Origin of the sequence: Streptomyces sp. NPDC086787 (genome assembly GCF_044745865.1) — a bacterium.
In the GTDB taxonomy this organism is placed as follows: domain Bacteria; phylum Actinomycetota; class Actinomycetes; order Streptomycetales; family Streptomycetaceae; genus Streptomyces.
Genome location: NZ_JBIVBC010000001.1, coordinates 1,206,251 through 1,220,968 on the forward strand (window position 1 = coordinate 1,206,251; position 14,718 = coordinate 1,220,968).

The 14,718-nt window shown below is 70.2% G+C and carries 13 protein-coding genes; 4 read left to right on the forward strand and 9 right to left on the reverse strand.

Annotation, left to right across the window (positions count from 1 at the left end; all coding sequences use genetic code 11):
• Position 1 precedes the first annotated feature (1 nt).
• Positions 2-1,828 carry an endonuclease/exonuclease/phosphatase family protein gene (locus ACIPK3_RS05605; RefSeq protein ID WP_402566721.1) on the reverse strand — a complete coding sequence of 609 codons (1,827 nt, stop codon included), beginning with the start codon at positions 1,826-1,828 and terminating at the stop codon, positions 2-4.
• 289 nt (positions 1,829-2,117) lie between these two features.
• Here ACIPK3_RS05605 and ACIPK3_RS05610 point away from each other — a divergent pair, with 289 nt between their 5' ends.
• Positions 2,118-3,554: a hypothetical protein gene (locus ACIPK3_RS05610; RefSeq protein WP_402566722.1), complete on the forward strand. Its 1,437-nt coding sequence runs from the start codon at positions 2,118-2,120 to the stop codon at positions 3,552-3,554.
• 190 nt (positions 3,555-3,744) lie between these two features.
• Entirely contained in the window at positions 3,745-5,190 is a 1,446-nt protein-coding gene (locus tag ACIPK3_RS05615) for an alkaline phosphatase PhoX (RefSeq protein ID WP_402566723.1), read from the forward strand.
• Positions 5,191-5,255: 65 nt separating this feature from the next.
• Here ACIPK3_RS05615 and ACIPK3_RS05620 read toward each other — a convergent pair whose 3' ends face one another.
• The 8 genes from ACIPK3_RS05620 to ACIPK3_RS05655 all read right to left on the reverse strand — a co-directional run bounded on the left by ACIPK3_RS05620 (position 5,256) and on the right by ACIPK3_RS05655 (position 12,924).
• Positions 5,256-6,458: a TerD family protein gene (locus ACIPK3_RS05620; protein ID WP_402566724.1), complete on the reverse strand. Its 1,203-nt coding sequence runs from the start codon at positions 6,456-6,458 to the stop codon at positions 5,256-5,258.
• 73 nt (positions 6,459-6,531) lie between these two features.
• Positions 6,532-6,753, reverse strand: coding sequence for a hypothetical protein (locus ACIPK3_RS05625; protein WP_402566725.1), 222 nt, complete (start codon positions 6,751-6,753; stop codon positions 6,532-6,534).
• Positions 6,754-6,877: 124 nt separating this feature from the next.
• Positions 6,878-7,867, reverse strand: a complete 990-nt coding sequence (locus tag ACIPK3_RS05630; RefSeq protein ID WP_402566726.1) for a zinc-dependent alcohol dehydrogenase family protein — start codon at positions 7,865-7,867, stop codon at positions 6,878-6,880.
• Complete coding sequence (locus tag ACIPK3_RS05635) at positions 7,864-8,688, reverse strand: carbohydrate ABC transporter permease (protein WP_402566727.1); 825 nt, start codon at positions 8,686-8,688, stop codon at positions 7,864-7,866. The genes ACIPK3_RS05630 and ACIPK3_RS05635 overlap by 4 nt, the downstream gene beginning before the upstream one ends.
• Positions 8,685-9,620: a carbohydrate ABC transporter permease gene (locus ACIPK3_RS05640; protein WP_402566728.1), complete on the reverse strand. Its 936-nt coding sequence runs from the start codon at positions 9,618-9,620 to the stop codon at positions 8,685-8,687. Before ACIPK3_RS05640 ends, ACIPK3_RS05635 begins: the two co-directional genes overlap by 4 nt.
• On the reverse strand, positions 9,617-10,990 hold the full coding sequence (locus tag ACIPK3_RS05645) for an ABC transporter substrate-binding protein (RefSeq protein ID WP_402566729.1): 1,374 nt from the start codon (positions 10,988-10,990) through the stop codon (positions 9,617-9,619). Before ACIPK3_RS05645 ends, ACIPK3_RS05640 begins: the two co-directional genes overlap by 4 nt.
• Positions 10,991-11,081: 91 nt before the next feature.
• A complete protein-coding gene (locus ACIPK3_RS05650; protein ID WP_402566730.1) occupies positions 11,082-11,852 on the reverse strand; it encodes a DeoR/GlpR family DNA-binding transcription regulator in 771 nt (256 codons plus the stop codon).
• A gap of 262 nt (positions 11,853-12,114) precedes the next feature.
• Positions 12,115-12,924 carry an NAD-dependent epimerase/dehydratase family protein gene (locus tag ACIPK3_RS05655; protein ID WP_402566731.1) on the reverse strand — a complete coding sequence of 270 codons (810 nt, stop codon included), beginning with the start codon at positions 12,922-12,924 and terminating at the stop codon, positions 12,115-12,117.
• 145 nt (positions 12,925-13,069) lie between these two features.
• On the opposite strand from ACIPK3_RS05655, the gene ACIPK3_RS05660 reads away from it, so the two are divergent.
• Together ACIPK3_RS05660 and ACIPK3_RS05665 are read left to right on the forward strand one after the other, a co-directional pair.
• Positions 13,070-13,828: an MBL fold metallo-hydrolase gene (locus ACIPK3_RS05660; protein WP_402566732.1), complete on the forward strand. Its 759-nt coding sequence runs from the start codon at positions 13,070-13,072 to the stop codon at positions 13,826-13,828.
• 73 nt (positions 13,829-13,901) lie between these two features.
• The gene (locus ACIPK3_RS05665) at positions 13,902-14,699 is read left to right on the forward strand and encodes an HAD family acid phosphatase (protein WP_402566733.1); all 798 of its coding nucleotides are present in this window, start codon (positions 13,902-13,904) and stop codon (positions 14,697-14,699) included.
• Positions 14,700-14,718 lie beyond the last annotated feature (19 nt).

The window sequence follows — 14,718 nt, forward strand, 5'->3', positions numbered from 1 at the left end:
GTTACGGACGGAACCGCAGCACCTGCGGGTCGTGGTCGCTGATCTGGTCGTTGAACTCCGAGTTGATGTGCACGCTGTCGTAGTCGAGGCCGCAGTCGCGCCGGATCGAGGGGCTCACCAGGATCTGGTCCAGGACCTGCTGGTTGCCCTGGTAGTCGTAGGTGTAACGCTCCTTCTTCGGCAGCGACTTGATCGCCGACCACAGTTCGCCGTGACCCTCGAGGATCTTGGCGGTGTCGGAGAACTCGAAGTCGTTCATGTCGCCGAGCGCGATGACGTCCGCGTTCCTCTGGACGCTCAGGATGCTCTTGGCGAACGCGTTGACCAGCGTCGCCTGCGCGTGGCGCTGGGTCTCCGAGCTGCGGACCGGCGGCTGGTACTGCGCCGTCAGACCCTGGTCGCCACCCTTGGAGTTGAGGTGGTTGGCGATCACGAAGACCGTCCTGCCACGGAAGACGAACTCGCCGGCCAGCGGCTTGCGGCTCGACTTCCAGGCGTCGTCGGCCGGGGCGATGCGGCCCGGCGAGGCCGTCAGCTGGGCCTTGCCGTGCACCTTGGTGACACTCACCGCGGTGGTGGAGTCGCCGCCGGCGCGGTCGGTGAAGGACACCCGCTCCGGGTTGAACAGGAAGACCTGGCGGATGTTTCCGCCGGGCTCGCCGCCGTCCTGGTCGTTGACCGGGTTGATGGAGCGCCAGTCGTACTTCGGGCCGCCCGCCGCGACGATCGCGTCTATCAGCTTGTTGACGGTGGTGCTCGCGTCGACCGTGCCGTCGTCGGTGGCACCGTTGTTGTCCTGGATCTCCTCCAGGGACACGATGTCGGGCGACTTCAGGTTGTTCACGATCGCGGCGGCGTGCGCCTCGAAGGTCTTGTCGGACGGGTCGAGGTTCTCGACGTTGTACGTCGCCACCGCGAGCTCGCCGCGCCCCTGCTTGCGCGTCGTCTCCCGCTGGAGGCCACCGCTCTTCAGGGTGCCGAGCCGGCTCGCGACCAGGGTGTAGCCGCCGAACTGGTTGTAGTCCATGGGGCCCGTGGTGGTGCCCTCAAGGGTGTCGCCGACGTTCGCCTTCGGGAAGTCGGCGGTCGCACCCAGCGACTGGATCTGGAGTCGGCCGGTGTTCTGGGAGTCGTACGAGCCGTAGACCGTGCCACCGCGCTTGCTGCGGTGCTCGCGCGGCTTCACCGTCACCCACAGCTCGGAGTACGGGTCGGTCGCCGTGATCACCCGGGCGTCGGAGACCTGGACGTTCATGCCCTCCAGGGACTCGTAGTAGTCCAGGGCGTACTTCGCCGGGTCCAGCGTCAGACCGTTGACCGAACCGGCGGCCGCGGTGTCGCCCGCCGGGGCGTAGCGGGACGGCACCGACCTGGCGTCGATCACCGTGGCGGCCGGGACCGCGTTGCCGGTGGAGACCGTGGCGACGGTCGGCTTGGTGATCTCGGTGACGGTCTGGTTGCCGGACGTGGTGCCGCCGGGCACGTACTCGGAGACCGTGCCGGAGACGGTGACGGAGTCACCGACGGCGACCTTCGGGGCGGAGCTGGTGAAGACGAACACGCCCTCGCTGGTGGCCGGGTTGTCGTCCGCGTTCGGGTCCTGGAGCCAGAAGCCCTTGGAGGAGCCGTAGGTGCGGGTACCGGTGACGATGCCGGGAACGTCCGCCACCTTCTGCCCGGCGTACGGCGAGGTGCGGGTGGTGCCCTGGATGTCGTGCACGCGCACCGTGTCCGCGTGCGCGGGCGACGTGAGAGCGACGGTGGACGCCGCGGAACACACGGCGGCGACGGTGAGCGCGGCGAGGCGCGCTGAAGACCTGCTCGGCAAGGGATTCCCTCCGGGGGCGAACGAAAGCGCCGGGACGAGGCTGAAACTTGGAGTGCGCATGACACGCGGCGGCAAGTGTGACACGCGTAGAAATACAGTGAACACTTGTCCCTCGATTTCTACGCGCGTCAATCTCCTGCCTGTCCGGGGTAGTTGTCAAGGTTTCGGCCAGGTGTGACTCCTGACCATCTGGTGAACCCGGGCGGCATGGGTGGAAATGCGCCCAGTGCCTGCCGGGGTACTAGGCTGAGTGGCCGAGTTCAAACTTGCCCGAGGGAGAAAACAGCCGATGTCAGACAGCTCCCCCCTGCCGCCGGTGCTGCTGCGATCCGAAGCGGAGCTGGCGCACGACGCGCTGACCACGCCGTTGCTCTCCCGGGCGGCCCGGCTCGCCCGCTGGGCCGGACCCGGCACCCGCGTGGACGCCGGGGGCAGTCTGGTCGAGGAGCAACTCCCGGAAGCCGCCGAAACCCTGGGGCTGACCGGTGACGACGCCGCCGCGTACGCCGCCGAGGCTTGGCGGGTCGCCTTGGACACCGGTCTGGTCGAGGTGGCCGACGAGGAGGCCGGGACGGTGCGGGCGGGTGAGGAGCTGACGCTGGTCACCGGCGGCGCGCCGGCCGATGTGCTCGCGGTGTGGCTGGCCGCCCTGGAGACCGTCGTCGCCGACGCCGCCGTGCCCGATCTGGACGGACTCGTGGACGCTCTGGACGAGGGCGGCGAGATCGATTTCGAGTCTCTCGGCTGGGACCCGGAAGCGGAGGCGGAGTTCCTCGACGGCGTGCTCGGGAGCCTGTACCTGCTCACCGCGAGCACCGCCGACGCGGATGTCACCGGCGGCGGTCCGGTCCCGCTGCCCGTCCTCGCCGCCTCGATGATCATGCCCAGTGACATGGGTGAGCCCACCAACGACGTTCTGGAGCAGATCTCCGACGCGATGATGCGGCTCGACGACCAGTTCCGGATGCTGGAGCCGATCGGGCTCGTCGAGTACCAGCCGGTCGACGAGGCGCTGATCGCGGAAGCCGACGAGGAGCCCGTGGCGCCCGTCGACGAGACCGACGTCTCCCACTACGGAGCGGTCCGGCTCACCCCGCTCGGCGTGTACGGGCTGCGGGCGCGGCTGCTGGAGGCAGGCTTCGAGGCGCCCACGGTCGGTGAACTGGCCGACAAGGGCGCCGACGTCCTGCTCCACGGCACCTCGGGCTTCCCCCCGGCCGCGGCCCAGGCAGAGACCAGCCAGTGGCTGGCGGGGCGCGAGCCCCTCCCCGCCGCACGCGAGCTGCTCGCCGCGGCACGCGGGGCCGACGCCGGGGCTCCGCTGCGCAGGCTCCGCTGCCAGCAGGCCCTGTCGCTGGTCGGCCTGGAGGCGGAGCCCGCGCTGCGGGAGGTCCTCGACGACCCCGAACTCGGCGGACTGGCCCGCGTGTGGCTGAGCGAACGCGGCGCCTCCGACGTACCCGCGCCCTCACAGGACCTGGTGTTCTGGCTGACCATCGACACGGTCGCCGCCCAGCTCCAGGCCGAAGGGAACTCCGAGGAGCTCCAGGCCCTGGTGGAGGGTCTGGCCCAGCAGCACAGCGGCTTCTTCGCGACGGCCTGGCGGGTGGAGCACCCGGCGACGGCGGATGTGCTGGAGGCGATGGGCCGTCTGCACCCGGACAAGAAGGTGGCCAAGGAGGCACGCAAGGCGGCCTTCAAGGCCCGCTCCCAGCAGCCCGGTTGAGCCGTTCCCGGTGACGGGTGGACCGCGGGGCGTACGGCAGACGCCCCCGGACACCCGGGGTGACGCACACGGATTCACGGAAGTGAGTCCGTCGAAGCGGCCCGGTGTTCAACTCCCGTTCAGGGTCGGACGGAAGCGTGTCGCCGATCGGCGAACCGCAGCCCCGGTCCAACTGTTACAGGGAGACACCATGTCGCTCACTCGCAGGGACTTCACCGGCCGATCCGCCCTCACCGGCGCCGGGGTGGTGCTGGCGGGCACGGTCGGGGCACTCGCCACCGCACCCAACGCCCTCGCGTCGACGGAGACCGACAGCACCAGCGAGGAGAGACACTGCCCGCACGGCGGCGGGGTCGGCTACGGCCCACTGGTCCCCGACGTCGACGGGATCCTCGCCCTGCCGGCCGGGTTCAGCTACCGGGTCATCACCTACACCGGCAGGACCAGGCTGGAGAGCGGCGAGTTCACCCCCGGCAAGCCGGACGGCACCGCCACCTTCGACGGCCCGCGCGGTGCCACTCTGCTGGTCAACAACCACGAACTGAAGGGCCCGCGCGCCGACTTCGACCACCCGGTGCCGCTCACCGAGGGCCATGTCTACGATCCGGCCGCCTCCGGTGGCTGCACCGTGGTCGAGGTGCGTCACGGGCACGTCGCCGCATGGGTGGGCATCGCCGGCACCTCCACCAACTGCGCGGGCGGCAGAACCCCTTGGGACACCTGGCTCACCTGTGAGGAGACCGAGGACAGGGCCGGCCAGAACGGCATGACCCTGGACCACGGCTATGTCTTCGAGGTCGACCCCCTGGACCGCCGGGCCAACCACGACCCCAGGCCCGTCAAGGCGCTCGGCCGCTACTCCCACGAGGCCGTCGTGGTCGACCCCCGGCGCGGCCACCTGTACCTGACCGAGGACGCGCAGTCGCCGAACGGCCTGCTGTACCGCTGGACCCCGCCGGCCGGCTTCCACCACGGCCGCGGCCGGCTGCGCCACCTCGCCGACGACGCGGGCGTCCTTCAGGCGTTCAGGTGCTTCGACTCCGGCGGAAGGTTCGTCGACGACCTCTCCCGGGCCACGAGGACCGGCACGGTCTACGGCGTGGACTGGGTGAACGTCCCGGACCGTGACGCGCGGAGGACCGCCGTCCGCAAGCAGTTCACCGACGGCCAGGTCACCCGTGCCCGCAAGCTGGAGGGCATGTGGTGGGCCGACGGCGGCACCTACATCGTGTCCTCGTTCGCCCGTGAGGAGAGCCCCGTTCAGCATGACGGCCAGGTCTGGTTCTACGACCCGGTCCGCCGCACGCTGACCCTCAGGGTGCTGCTGGGCGTGAACCCGGACCCGTCCGTCGACGGCGCCTTCGACGGTCCCGACAACATCACCGTCTCCCCGTACGGCGGCCTCGTCATCGCCGAGGACGGCGAGGGCATCCAGCACCTCTTCGGCGCCACCGACAGCGGCCGCACCTACCCGATCGCCCGCAACGAGATGAACAACGGCACGGCCGAGGAGCCGGACTGCAGCGAGTTCACCGGAGTCACCTTCTCGCCCGACGGCAGGACGCTGTACGCCAACATCCAGCGCCCGGGCGTCATGCTGGCCATCACCGGCCCCTGGAAGCGGCAGCCGCGTTAGCGCGTGTCCGCCCCTCCGACCACGGGCGCTCCGCAGCGGGGGCGCCCGTGGTGTCGTGCCGGTGGTTACAGCGCCTCGGCGGCCGGTTTCACCATGTTGCGTACCGTGCGGGCCTTCACGAAGTCGCCCATCGCGGTCATGTCCCACTCGCCGGAGTACTGGCGGACCAGCTTGGCCATCAGCACGCCGGTCTGCGGTTCGGCGTTGGTGAGGTCGAAGCGGACGAGTTCCTCGCCGGTCGCGGCGTCCATCAGCCGGCAGTAGGCCTTGGCGACCTCCGTGAACTTCTGGCCGGAGAAGGAGTTGACCGTGAAGACCAGGCCGGTGACCTCCTGCGGGAGTCTGCCCAGGTCGACCATGATCACCTCGTCGTCGCCCCCGCCCTCGCCGGTGAGGTTGTCGCCGGAGTGCTTGACCGCGCCGTTCAGGATGGACAGCTTGCCGAAGTAGCAGCTGTCGATGTGGTTGCGCTGCGGGCCGTAGGCGATGACCGAGGCGTCCAGGTCGATGTTCTTGCCGCGGAACGCCGGCTCCCAGCCGAGCCCCATCTGCACCTGGGAGAGCAGCGGGCTGCCGCCCTTGACCAGCGAGACGGTCTGGTTCTTCTGGAGGCTGACCCGGCCCTTGTCGAGGTTGATCTTCCCGGCGCCGGGTGCGGGGGCGGCCGGCACGGTGGGCGGCGCGGTGGGCGGCGGGGGCACCGTCGACGGCTGGGTCATGGACTGGGTCATGGGCTGCGGCGGGGCCATCGGCGGCGCGGCCGGCGCCGGCGCCGGTTCCTCCACCGTCACACCGAAGTCGGTCGCGATGCCCGCGAGCCCGTTCGCATAGCCCTGGCCGACCGCGCGGGCCTTCCACGCGCCGTTGCGGAGATAGACCTCCACGACGACGAGCGCCGTCTCGGTGCCGAGCTGCGGGGGCGTGAACGTGGCCAGGACGCTGTTGTCGTCGGCGTTGCGGATCGTGGCCGTCGGCTCGATGCCCTGGAAGGTCTGGCCCGCGGCGTCCGGGCTGGCGGTGACCACGATCTTCTCGATGCCCGGGGGGACGGCGGCGGTGTCCACCGTGATCGCGTCGGGCGCCGTGCCCCCGCCGGAGCGGTAGGTCACGCCCGGTCCCTGGGGCTGGTTGTAGAAGATGAAGTCGTCGTCGGAGCGCACCTTGCCGTCGGCGGTGAGCAGCAGGCCCGATACGTCCAGCCGCACCGGGGCGGCGACGTCCACCGTGACACGGGCGGTGGACAGAGCGATGTTCGAGCCAGGGGTCATAGCTGTCATGCCGGGTGAACGAGCGGGGGCGCTTTGCCGTTCCCTTACCTTGAGCCCAATCGGCTGATCCGGTTCAGCGGACGTTGCGGGGGTGGTTTCGGGCCGTGCGCTCGTTGCCGCGCTTGTAGTTCCCGGTCCAGCGGGCCATGACGAGCTGGGGGTCGGCGCCGTCCACCTCCGCGAGGAACTGGGCGGCACGGGCTCCCTGCAGTGTGGTCGCGGGGCGGCTGTGGTGGTTGATCCGCACGGTGCCGTTCGCGTGTGCTTCGTAGCTGAATCCCTGGGGGCGTGGCATGTGGGGGATGGTAGGAGGGCCGGTGGGGCGCGGGCCATCGCTTTTCCGCCCCCGCCCCCCGCCGCCCCGACCCGTCCTCCCTGCCTGTCCCCGCCGCCCCTGCCATCTCCCGGCATCCGCGGCGCTACGGCACCACCACGATCTTCCTCCCCACGCCCGCCGCGAACTGCTCCAGCGCCTGCGGATACCGGTCCAGCGGGATGCGGTCGCTGATGAACACCTCGGGGTCGAGCACCCCGTTCGCGAACAGTTCCGCCGCGCGTTCGAAGCTGTGCAGGACCGCCATGGAGCCGGTGATGGTGATCTCCTGGTTGTAGACGCGGTACGGGTCGATCGTCACGCGGGTCGCGTAGTCGGCCACGCCGAACTGGAGGAACGTGCCGGCCTTGGCCACCCGGTCGAGGCCGTCCTGGATGGCGGCCGCGTTGCCCGTCGCGTCGATGACGAGGTCCCAGCCCTGGGGGCGGTCCAGCTCGTCGGCGTTCGTCGCGGACGCCGAGACGCCCAGGCCGCGGGCCGTCTCCAGGCGGGCGGTGTTCACGTCCACCACGTCCACGCTCGCCGCGCCCGTGCGCTTGGCCAGTTCCAGCATCATCAGGCCCATGGTTCCGGAGCCGTAGATCAGCACATGGGAGCCGAGACGCGAGCGCAGTACGTCGTAGCCGCGCACCGCGCAGGACAGCGGCTCGATCAGGGCCGCGTCCTGGGTGCGGATGTGCTCGGGCAGCTTCACGCAGTTGGCCACCGGGGCCACCGCGTAGCGTGCGGCCCCGCCGGCCGTCGTGACCCCGATCGCCGCCCAGCGTTCGCAGAGGTTGTTGTGGCCGTTGCGGCAGTACCGGCACTCGTGGCAGTACAGCGAGGGGTCCACCGCCACCCGGTCGCCGACCGCGACCTCCGTGACCTGGGTGCCCACCCCGACCACCGCGCCCGCGAACTCGTGCCCGGGGACGATCGGCAGCTTGGGCGCGAACTCGCCCTGGAGGATGTGCAGGTCGGTACCGCACAGCCCGCAGGCGGCCACCTCGACGACGACCTCGCGGGGTCCCGGCGTCGGGTCGGGGACCTCCGTGACGACGGCGCGGCCCACGGACTCGATGACGGCGGCCTTCATTTCACGGCTCCCAGCGACAGGCCCTGGACCAGCTTGTCCTGGGCGGCGAACCCCGCGGCGAGCACCGGCAGGGAGATGACGAGCGAGGCGGCGCACACCTTCGCCAGGAACAGGCCCTGGCTGGTGATGAAGCCGGTCAGGAAGACGGGGGCGGTCTCGGCCACCACTCCGGTGAGCACCCGGGCGAAGAGCAGCTCGTTCCAGCTGAAGATGAAACAGATCAGGGCCGTGGCGGCGATCCCGGGCAGGGCGATGGGTGCCACCACGCGGGTCAGGATCGTCGGGAGGCGGGCTCCGTCGACCCGCGCCGCCTCGATCACCGCGACCGGGACCTCGGCGAGGAACGACTGCATCATCCATACCGCGATCGGCAGGTTCATGGAGGTGTACAGGAGGACCAGCAGCCAGATGTTGTCGAGCAGGCCGGCGTTCTTCGCGAACAGATAGATCGGCAGCAGGCCCGCCACCGCGGGCAACATCTTCGTGGAGAGGAAGAAGAACAGGACGTCCGTCCACTTCTTCACCGGGCGGATCGAGAGCGCGTACGCGGCCGGCAGCGCAAGCAGCAGCACGCACAGCGTCGAGGCCACGGACGCCACCGTCGAGTTGATCAGCGCGGGCCAGGGGCTCGCCCCGCCGCCCGTGCCGAAGAACTCCCGGTAGCCGTCCAGGGTGAACGCGGCCGTGAAGGACGGCGGGTTGGTCGCCGCGTCCTGCTCGGAGTGGAGGGACGTCAGGGCCATCCAGGCGATCGGCAGGAAGAACAGGATCCCGGCCAGCCAAGCGACCAGCCCGAGTCCGTTGCGCCGTATGGCGGTCATGCGCGGGACACCTCCTCGCGGAACAGCGACGACACCACGCGCAGGGCGAAGGTCGCGATGACGATCGAGCCGATGACCACCAGGACGCCCGCGGCCGACGCGAGGCCGTTCTCATGGGCCTGGTAGAAGCTCTGGTAGACGGTGTAGGGCAGGTTGGCGGTGCCCAGACCGCCGGACGTGATCGTGAAGACCGCGTCGAAGTTCTGCACGATGTAGATCGAGCCCAGCAGGGCGCCGAGTTCGAGATAGCGGCGCAGGTGCGGGAACGTGAGATGGCGGAAGATCTGCCAGTTGTTCGCGCCGTCCACGCGCGCGGCCTCGAGCTGCTGCTGGTCGCGGCTCTGCAGTCCGGCGAGCAGGATCAGCATCATGAACGGCGTCCACTGCCACACCAGGGAAGCCTCGACCGCGAGCAGCGGGGTGTTCGAGATCCAGTCGGGCTGGGGGCCGCCCACGTAGTGCAACAGCCCGTTGAACAGGCCGTACTCGGGGTTGTAGAGGACGTGTTTCCAGAGCAGGGCCGACGCGACCGGGACGACCAGGAACGGCGCGATGAGCAGGGTACGGACCAGTCCCCGGCCTCTGAACCGGCGGTCCAGCAGGAGGGCCAGCACCAGGCCCAGCACCAGGCTGGCCAGCACCACCGCCGCCGTCAGCAGCACGGTCGTCCACACCGAGTGGCGCAGGTCGGCGTCGCCGAGGACCTGGCGGTAGTTGTCGACGCCGGTGAAGTGGCGGGCCTTGGGATAGAGGGCGTTCCAGTCGAAGAAGGAGATCACCAGCGTGGCCACGAACGGGAGCTGGGTCACGGCGATCATGAAGACGAGGGCGGGCAGCAGCGGGGCCCGGGTGGCCCAGGCGCGCAGCCGGGTGGAGCGCTGCCGGGCGGCGGGTGCGGAGGCGGTGGTAAGGGTGGTTACTGTCGCGGTCATCGTCCCTCGTACTCCTTGGAGATCTTCTCGGCGAGCCGCTGGGACTTCTTCAGGGCCGACTCGACGGACTGGTGTCCGGCTATGGCCGCGCTGATCTCCTGGGAGACCTTGGTGCCGAGGTCGGTGAACTCGGGGATACCGACGAACTGGATACCGGGCGCGGGCCGCGGCTGCACACCGGGGTCGTTGGGACGCGTGTGCTCGATGGCGTCCCTGGTCATGTCCTGGAAGGCGGAAGCCTCCGCGCGGTAGGCGGCGTTCGTGTACGTCGACGCGCGCTTGCCGGCCGGCACGTCGGACCAGCCGACGGTGCTGCCGACCAGTTCCTCGTACCGCTTGCTCGACGCCCAGGAGACGAACTTCCAGGCCTTGTCGGGGTTGCGGGAGGCCTTCTGGATTCCCCAGGCCCAGGTGTAGAGCCAGCCCGAGGACCGGGTCTTCTCCACGGGGGCCGGGGCGTAGCCGAGTTTGCCCTTCACCGGGGACTTCGCCGCCTCCAGCAGGCCCGCCGCGGACGTGGCGTCGTACCACATGGCGGCCTTGCCCTGGGTCATGTTGTTGAGGCACTCGGCGAAACCGGACTGGGCGGCGCCCGACTCGCCGTGCTCGCGGACCAGGTCGACATAGAACTTCGTCGCCTTCTCGAACTCGGGGGAGTCGAGGCGCGCCTTCCAGTCCTTGTCGAACCAGGTGCCGCCGAAGGTGTTGACGACCGTGGTGAGCGGCGCCATCACCTCCCCCCAGCCGGGCAGGCCGCGCAGGCAGACGCCCTTCATGCCGGGCTCGGCGCCGTCGGTCTTCGCGGCCAGCTCGGCCACCTGGGTCCAGGTGGGGTGCGCGGGCATGGTCAGGCCCTTCTTCGCGAACACGTCCTTGCGGTACATCAGGAACGAGGACTCGCCGTAGAAGGGCTGGCCGTAGAGCCTGCCGTCGTCGCCGGTCAGGGACTGCCGCATCGGCTTGAGGACGTCCTGTTCGTCGTAGGCCGGGTCCTTGGCGACGTAGGCGTTCATCTCGTGCAGCCAGTTGTTGCGGGCGTAGATCGGTATCTCGTAGTTGGAGAGCGTGGCCACGTCGTACTGGCCCGCCTGGTTGGCGAAGTCCTGGCTGATCTTGTCGCGGACGTCGTTCTCGGGCAGGACGGTGAAGTTGACCTTGATGCCGGTCTCAGCGGTGAAGTGCTCGGCGGTGAGCTTCTGCAACTGCGCCATCTGGGGGTTGTTGACCATCAGGACGTTGATCGAGTCACCGCCGGAACCCGACCCGCCCGCCCCGGTCCAGCAGCCGGAGAGCAACGGGGCGGTGAGCAGCGTCCCCGCGGCGGCCATGGCGAGCATCGCTCGCGGCCTGTGTCGGCTGTGGGTGCGCATGGGTCGCTCCTGACTGCGTATGAGGACATATGGGGAGATAGCGGCCGCCAGTCGGCAAGCGGGAGCCGGGCAGGGGGAACGCGCCGGTTGTTCAGACCCGGATCACCTGGGGTCCCAGCAGCGCGTAGCGGTGGGCCTCGGCGGCCGGGAGCTGGGTGCTCGTCACGATCGCCTCCAGCGCGCCGATCTCGGCGAACCGGCAGAAGCTGACCGCTCCGAACTTGGTGTGCACACCCACGAGGACCGTGCGCCGCGCGGCGCGCACGGCCTGCGCCTTGACCTCGCCGACCGCCGGGTCGGGGGTGGTCAGGCCGTGCTCCCGGGAGATGCCGTTGGCGCCGATGTAGGCGAGGTCGATGACGAAGCCGGCGAGCATCTTCGTCGTCCAGTGGTCGACGGTCGCCAGTGTCCCGGGGCGCACCCGGCCGCCGAGCAGCAGCACGGAGACGTTCCCGGCCTCGGCGAGGGCGCCCGCGACCGGCAGGGAGGCGGTGACCACGGTCAGCGGCCGGCTCTTCGGCAGGGCCTCGGCGATGAGCTGAGGGGTGAAGCCCTCGTCGACGAAGACCGTCTCGGCGTCCCCGAGCAGTTCGGCGGCCGCGGCCGCGACCCGCCGCTTCTCGGGCACCCGGCTCGTGGCGCGGAAGGCGAGGTTCGTCTCGAATCCGGCGCTCTCCACCGGATAGGCGCCGCCGTGGGTGCGGCGGACCAGGCCGTGCTCCTCCAGGGTGCGCAGGTCACGCCGTACGGTCTCCCTGGCCACGCCCAGCTGTGCGGCGAGCACGGTGACGTCGACCGAGCCGCCCGCACGGGCGGCCCGCACGATCTCGCGCCGACGTTCTTCCGCCGTTTTGATGCTCACCGCTCGTCCTCTTTTTCCCTGTTTTTCCTGCGGAACTGCCCGTTCGGGCCCATGAGGGAAAGTTTTACCGTCGGTAAGCGCCGCTGACCAGGCCTGTCATGAGCCCGATCGTGCCCGTGTGTGCCCGCCTGCCGGGCGGGGTGCTCGTCGCGGACCAGCGTGACCATGGGCCGGAGCGTGGGAACGGGCCTCACCGGTGCCCGAATGCCGAAGCGGACGGGCCCGTTCGGTGCCCGCCCGCCTGCGAGGCGACGCGTGTCGCTCAGTACGGCCAGATCGGCGGGTCGGTGAGGAAGGTGCCGCCGAGGTGGGTGTGGGCCGGGTTGTCCGGATCCGGCTCGCCCTGTTCGGCGACGAGCTTCTTGGCGTACGGCTCCGAGTCGTCCCGTGGTTCGTAGCCGAGCGCCCGCGCGCTCGACAGGTCCCACCACGCGCGGGTGTTGGCGGAGGAGCCGTGGACGACGGTGTGGCCGACGTCCTCGGCGGTCAGGGCCGCGTGGAAGAGCCGGAGGCAGTCGGCGGGGCTCAGCCAGACCGAGAGCATGCGGACGTCGGCCGGCTCGGGCCGGCAGGCGCCGATGCGCACCGAGACGGTCTCCAGCCCGTGCTTGTCCCAGTAGAGCTGGGCGAGGTCCTCGCCGAAGGCCTTGGACAGGCCGTAGAAGGTGTCCGGGCGGTGCGGGGTGTCGGCCGGGATCAGGGGGTCGGTGCCCCGGGGGGCCGGGGTGAAGCCGACGGCGTGGTTGGAGGAGGCGAAGACGACCCGCGACACGCCCTCTTCGCGGGCCGCTTCGTACACGTTGTAGGTGCCCTCGATGTTCGCCCGGACGACACTCTCGAACGGCGCCTCGAGGGAGATGCCCGCGAGATGCAGAACCGCGTCGACACCCCGGACGGCGTCGCGCAGGGCCGCCCGGTCGGAGAGGTCCGCGGTGATCGCGTCCGGCTCGCCCTCGACGGGGCGCACGTCGAACAGCCGCAGCTCATGGCCGTACCGGGGGAGCCCGGACCGCAACAGGGTGCCCAGGGTGCCGGCGGCACCGGTGAGCAGGACGGTACGGGGTGCGGACATGCTCGGCCTCCGGCGTGGACGACGTTCTCGCGGTCCGGTGAGTCTGGCGCGAAGTCGGGCGATCCGCCAACGGGGTGTCACCTGACACGCGGCGGAAGCCGGAAAAGGTCACAGTCGGGGGGGCGGGAACCGTAACCTCCCCACCATGCCCGTCACCCTCACCGTTCTCGGTACCGCCTCCCCGCATCCGCTGCCGGGGCGTCCGTGCTCCGGATACCTGCTGCGCGGGGGTGGCGCCGAGGTGTGGGTGGACGCCGGGCCCGGCACCTTCGCCGAGTTGCAGCGGCACACCGACCCCGCACGGCTCACGGCGATCTGGATCTCGCATCTGCACGCCGACCACAACGCGGATCTGCTCGCCGCCGCCTACGCGTTCGCGTTCGGCGGCATGACGCCCGCCGTGCCCGTCCCGGTGTACGCGCCGGAGGGCTGCGCGCACCGGCTCGCGGGCTTCTTCGGCCGGCCGGACGTGGACTTCCTGAGCGGCATCCTCGACTTCCGGGCCCTGCACGACGGTCACACCGCCCAGCACTGGAACCTCCGGCTGACCTCCCGCGCGGTCGCCCACGACACCGAGGCGTACGGGCTGCGCGCCGAGTGCCAGGGGAGTGTGTTCGCGTACTCGGGGGACAGCGGCCCCTGTACCGCGCTCACCGAACTCGCCACCCGCGCCGATGTGTTCCTGTGCGCCACCGACGTGGACGCGCATGGTGAGGGCGAGGGCGAACCGGTGGATCTGACGCCCGAGGAGGCGGGCGCCGTCGCCCGGGCGGCGCGGGTGCGGGAACTGGTCGTCACCCACGTCGGGCCCACGCTCAGCCGCGAGTCGGCGGCCGCGCGCGCCGGCCTCGCCTTCGGGCGGTCGACGGACTACGCCCGTGAGGGAGACACCAGGCTCGTCTGACGCAGCCTGTGGGATTGATCTCGATAGGGCAAAGGCTCTCGCCATGGGACCGCGACGCGCGTAGAACATTGTCATGCATAAATCACTGCGACTCGCGGCGATCGCTGCCGCGTGTGCCGTCGCCGGTGGGGCTCTCTACGGGGCCGGCGCGGCCACCGCCCACCAGTCGACGGCGAACTCCACGCACGAGCCCTACAACATCGGGCTCCTGGTGCAGGACATCGACAAGTACTACGGCACCACCGCCGACAGCAACGGTGTGTACCAAGCCTCTCCGACGAGCCAGTACGCCAAGGACCTGGCGCGCATCGACGCCGACGCCAAGCGCTACATCGACCGGGCGGCCCACCGGGCCCACCGCCGGGGCGAGAAGCCCGCGGTCGTCTTCGACATCGACGACACGCTGCTGCTCAGCCTCGACTACGAGAAGCGCTACAACTACACGTACAACGGCACCACCTGGGCCGACTACGTGAACAAGGCCGACCGTCCGGGCGTGTTCGGCAGCGCCGAGCTGGTCCGGTACGCCAAGGCCAAGGGCGTCGAGGTCTTCTACAACTCCGGCCTGAGCGAGGCGCAGCGCACCGCCGCGGTCGAGAACCTGAAGAAGATCGGCGCGGATGTGAACCTCGACTCCGCGCACATGTTCCTCAAGGACAAGGCCAACCCGCCGGCCTACCTGAAGGACTGCGCGACGGCCGCCGCCTGGAACTGCACCACCGTGCAGTACAAGGGCGGCACCCGCAAGCACATCGAGAAGGACCTCGGGTACGAGATCATCGCCAACTTCGGCGACCAGTACTCGGACCTCGACGGCGGCCACGCCGACCGCACGTACAAGCTCCCGAACCCGACGTACTTCGTGAGCTGAGGCAGCGCACCGCACGAGA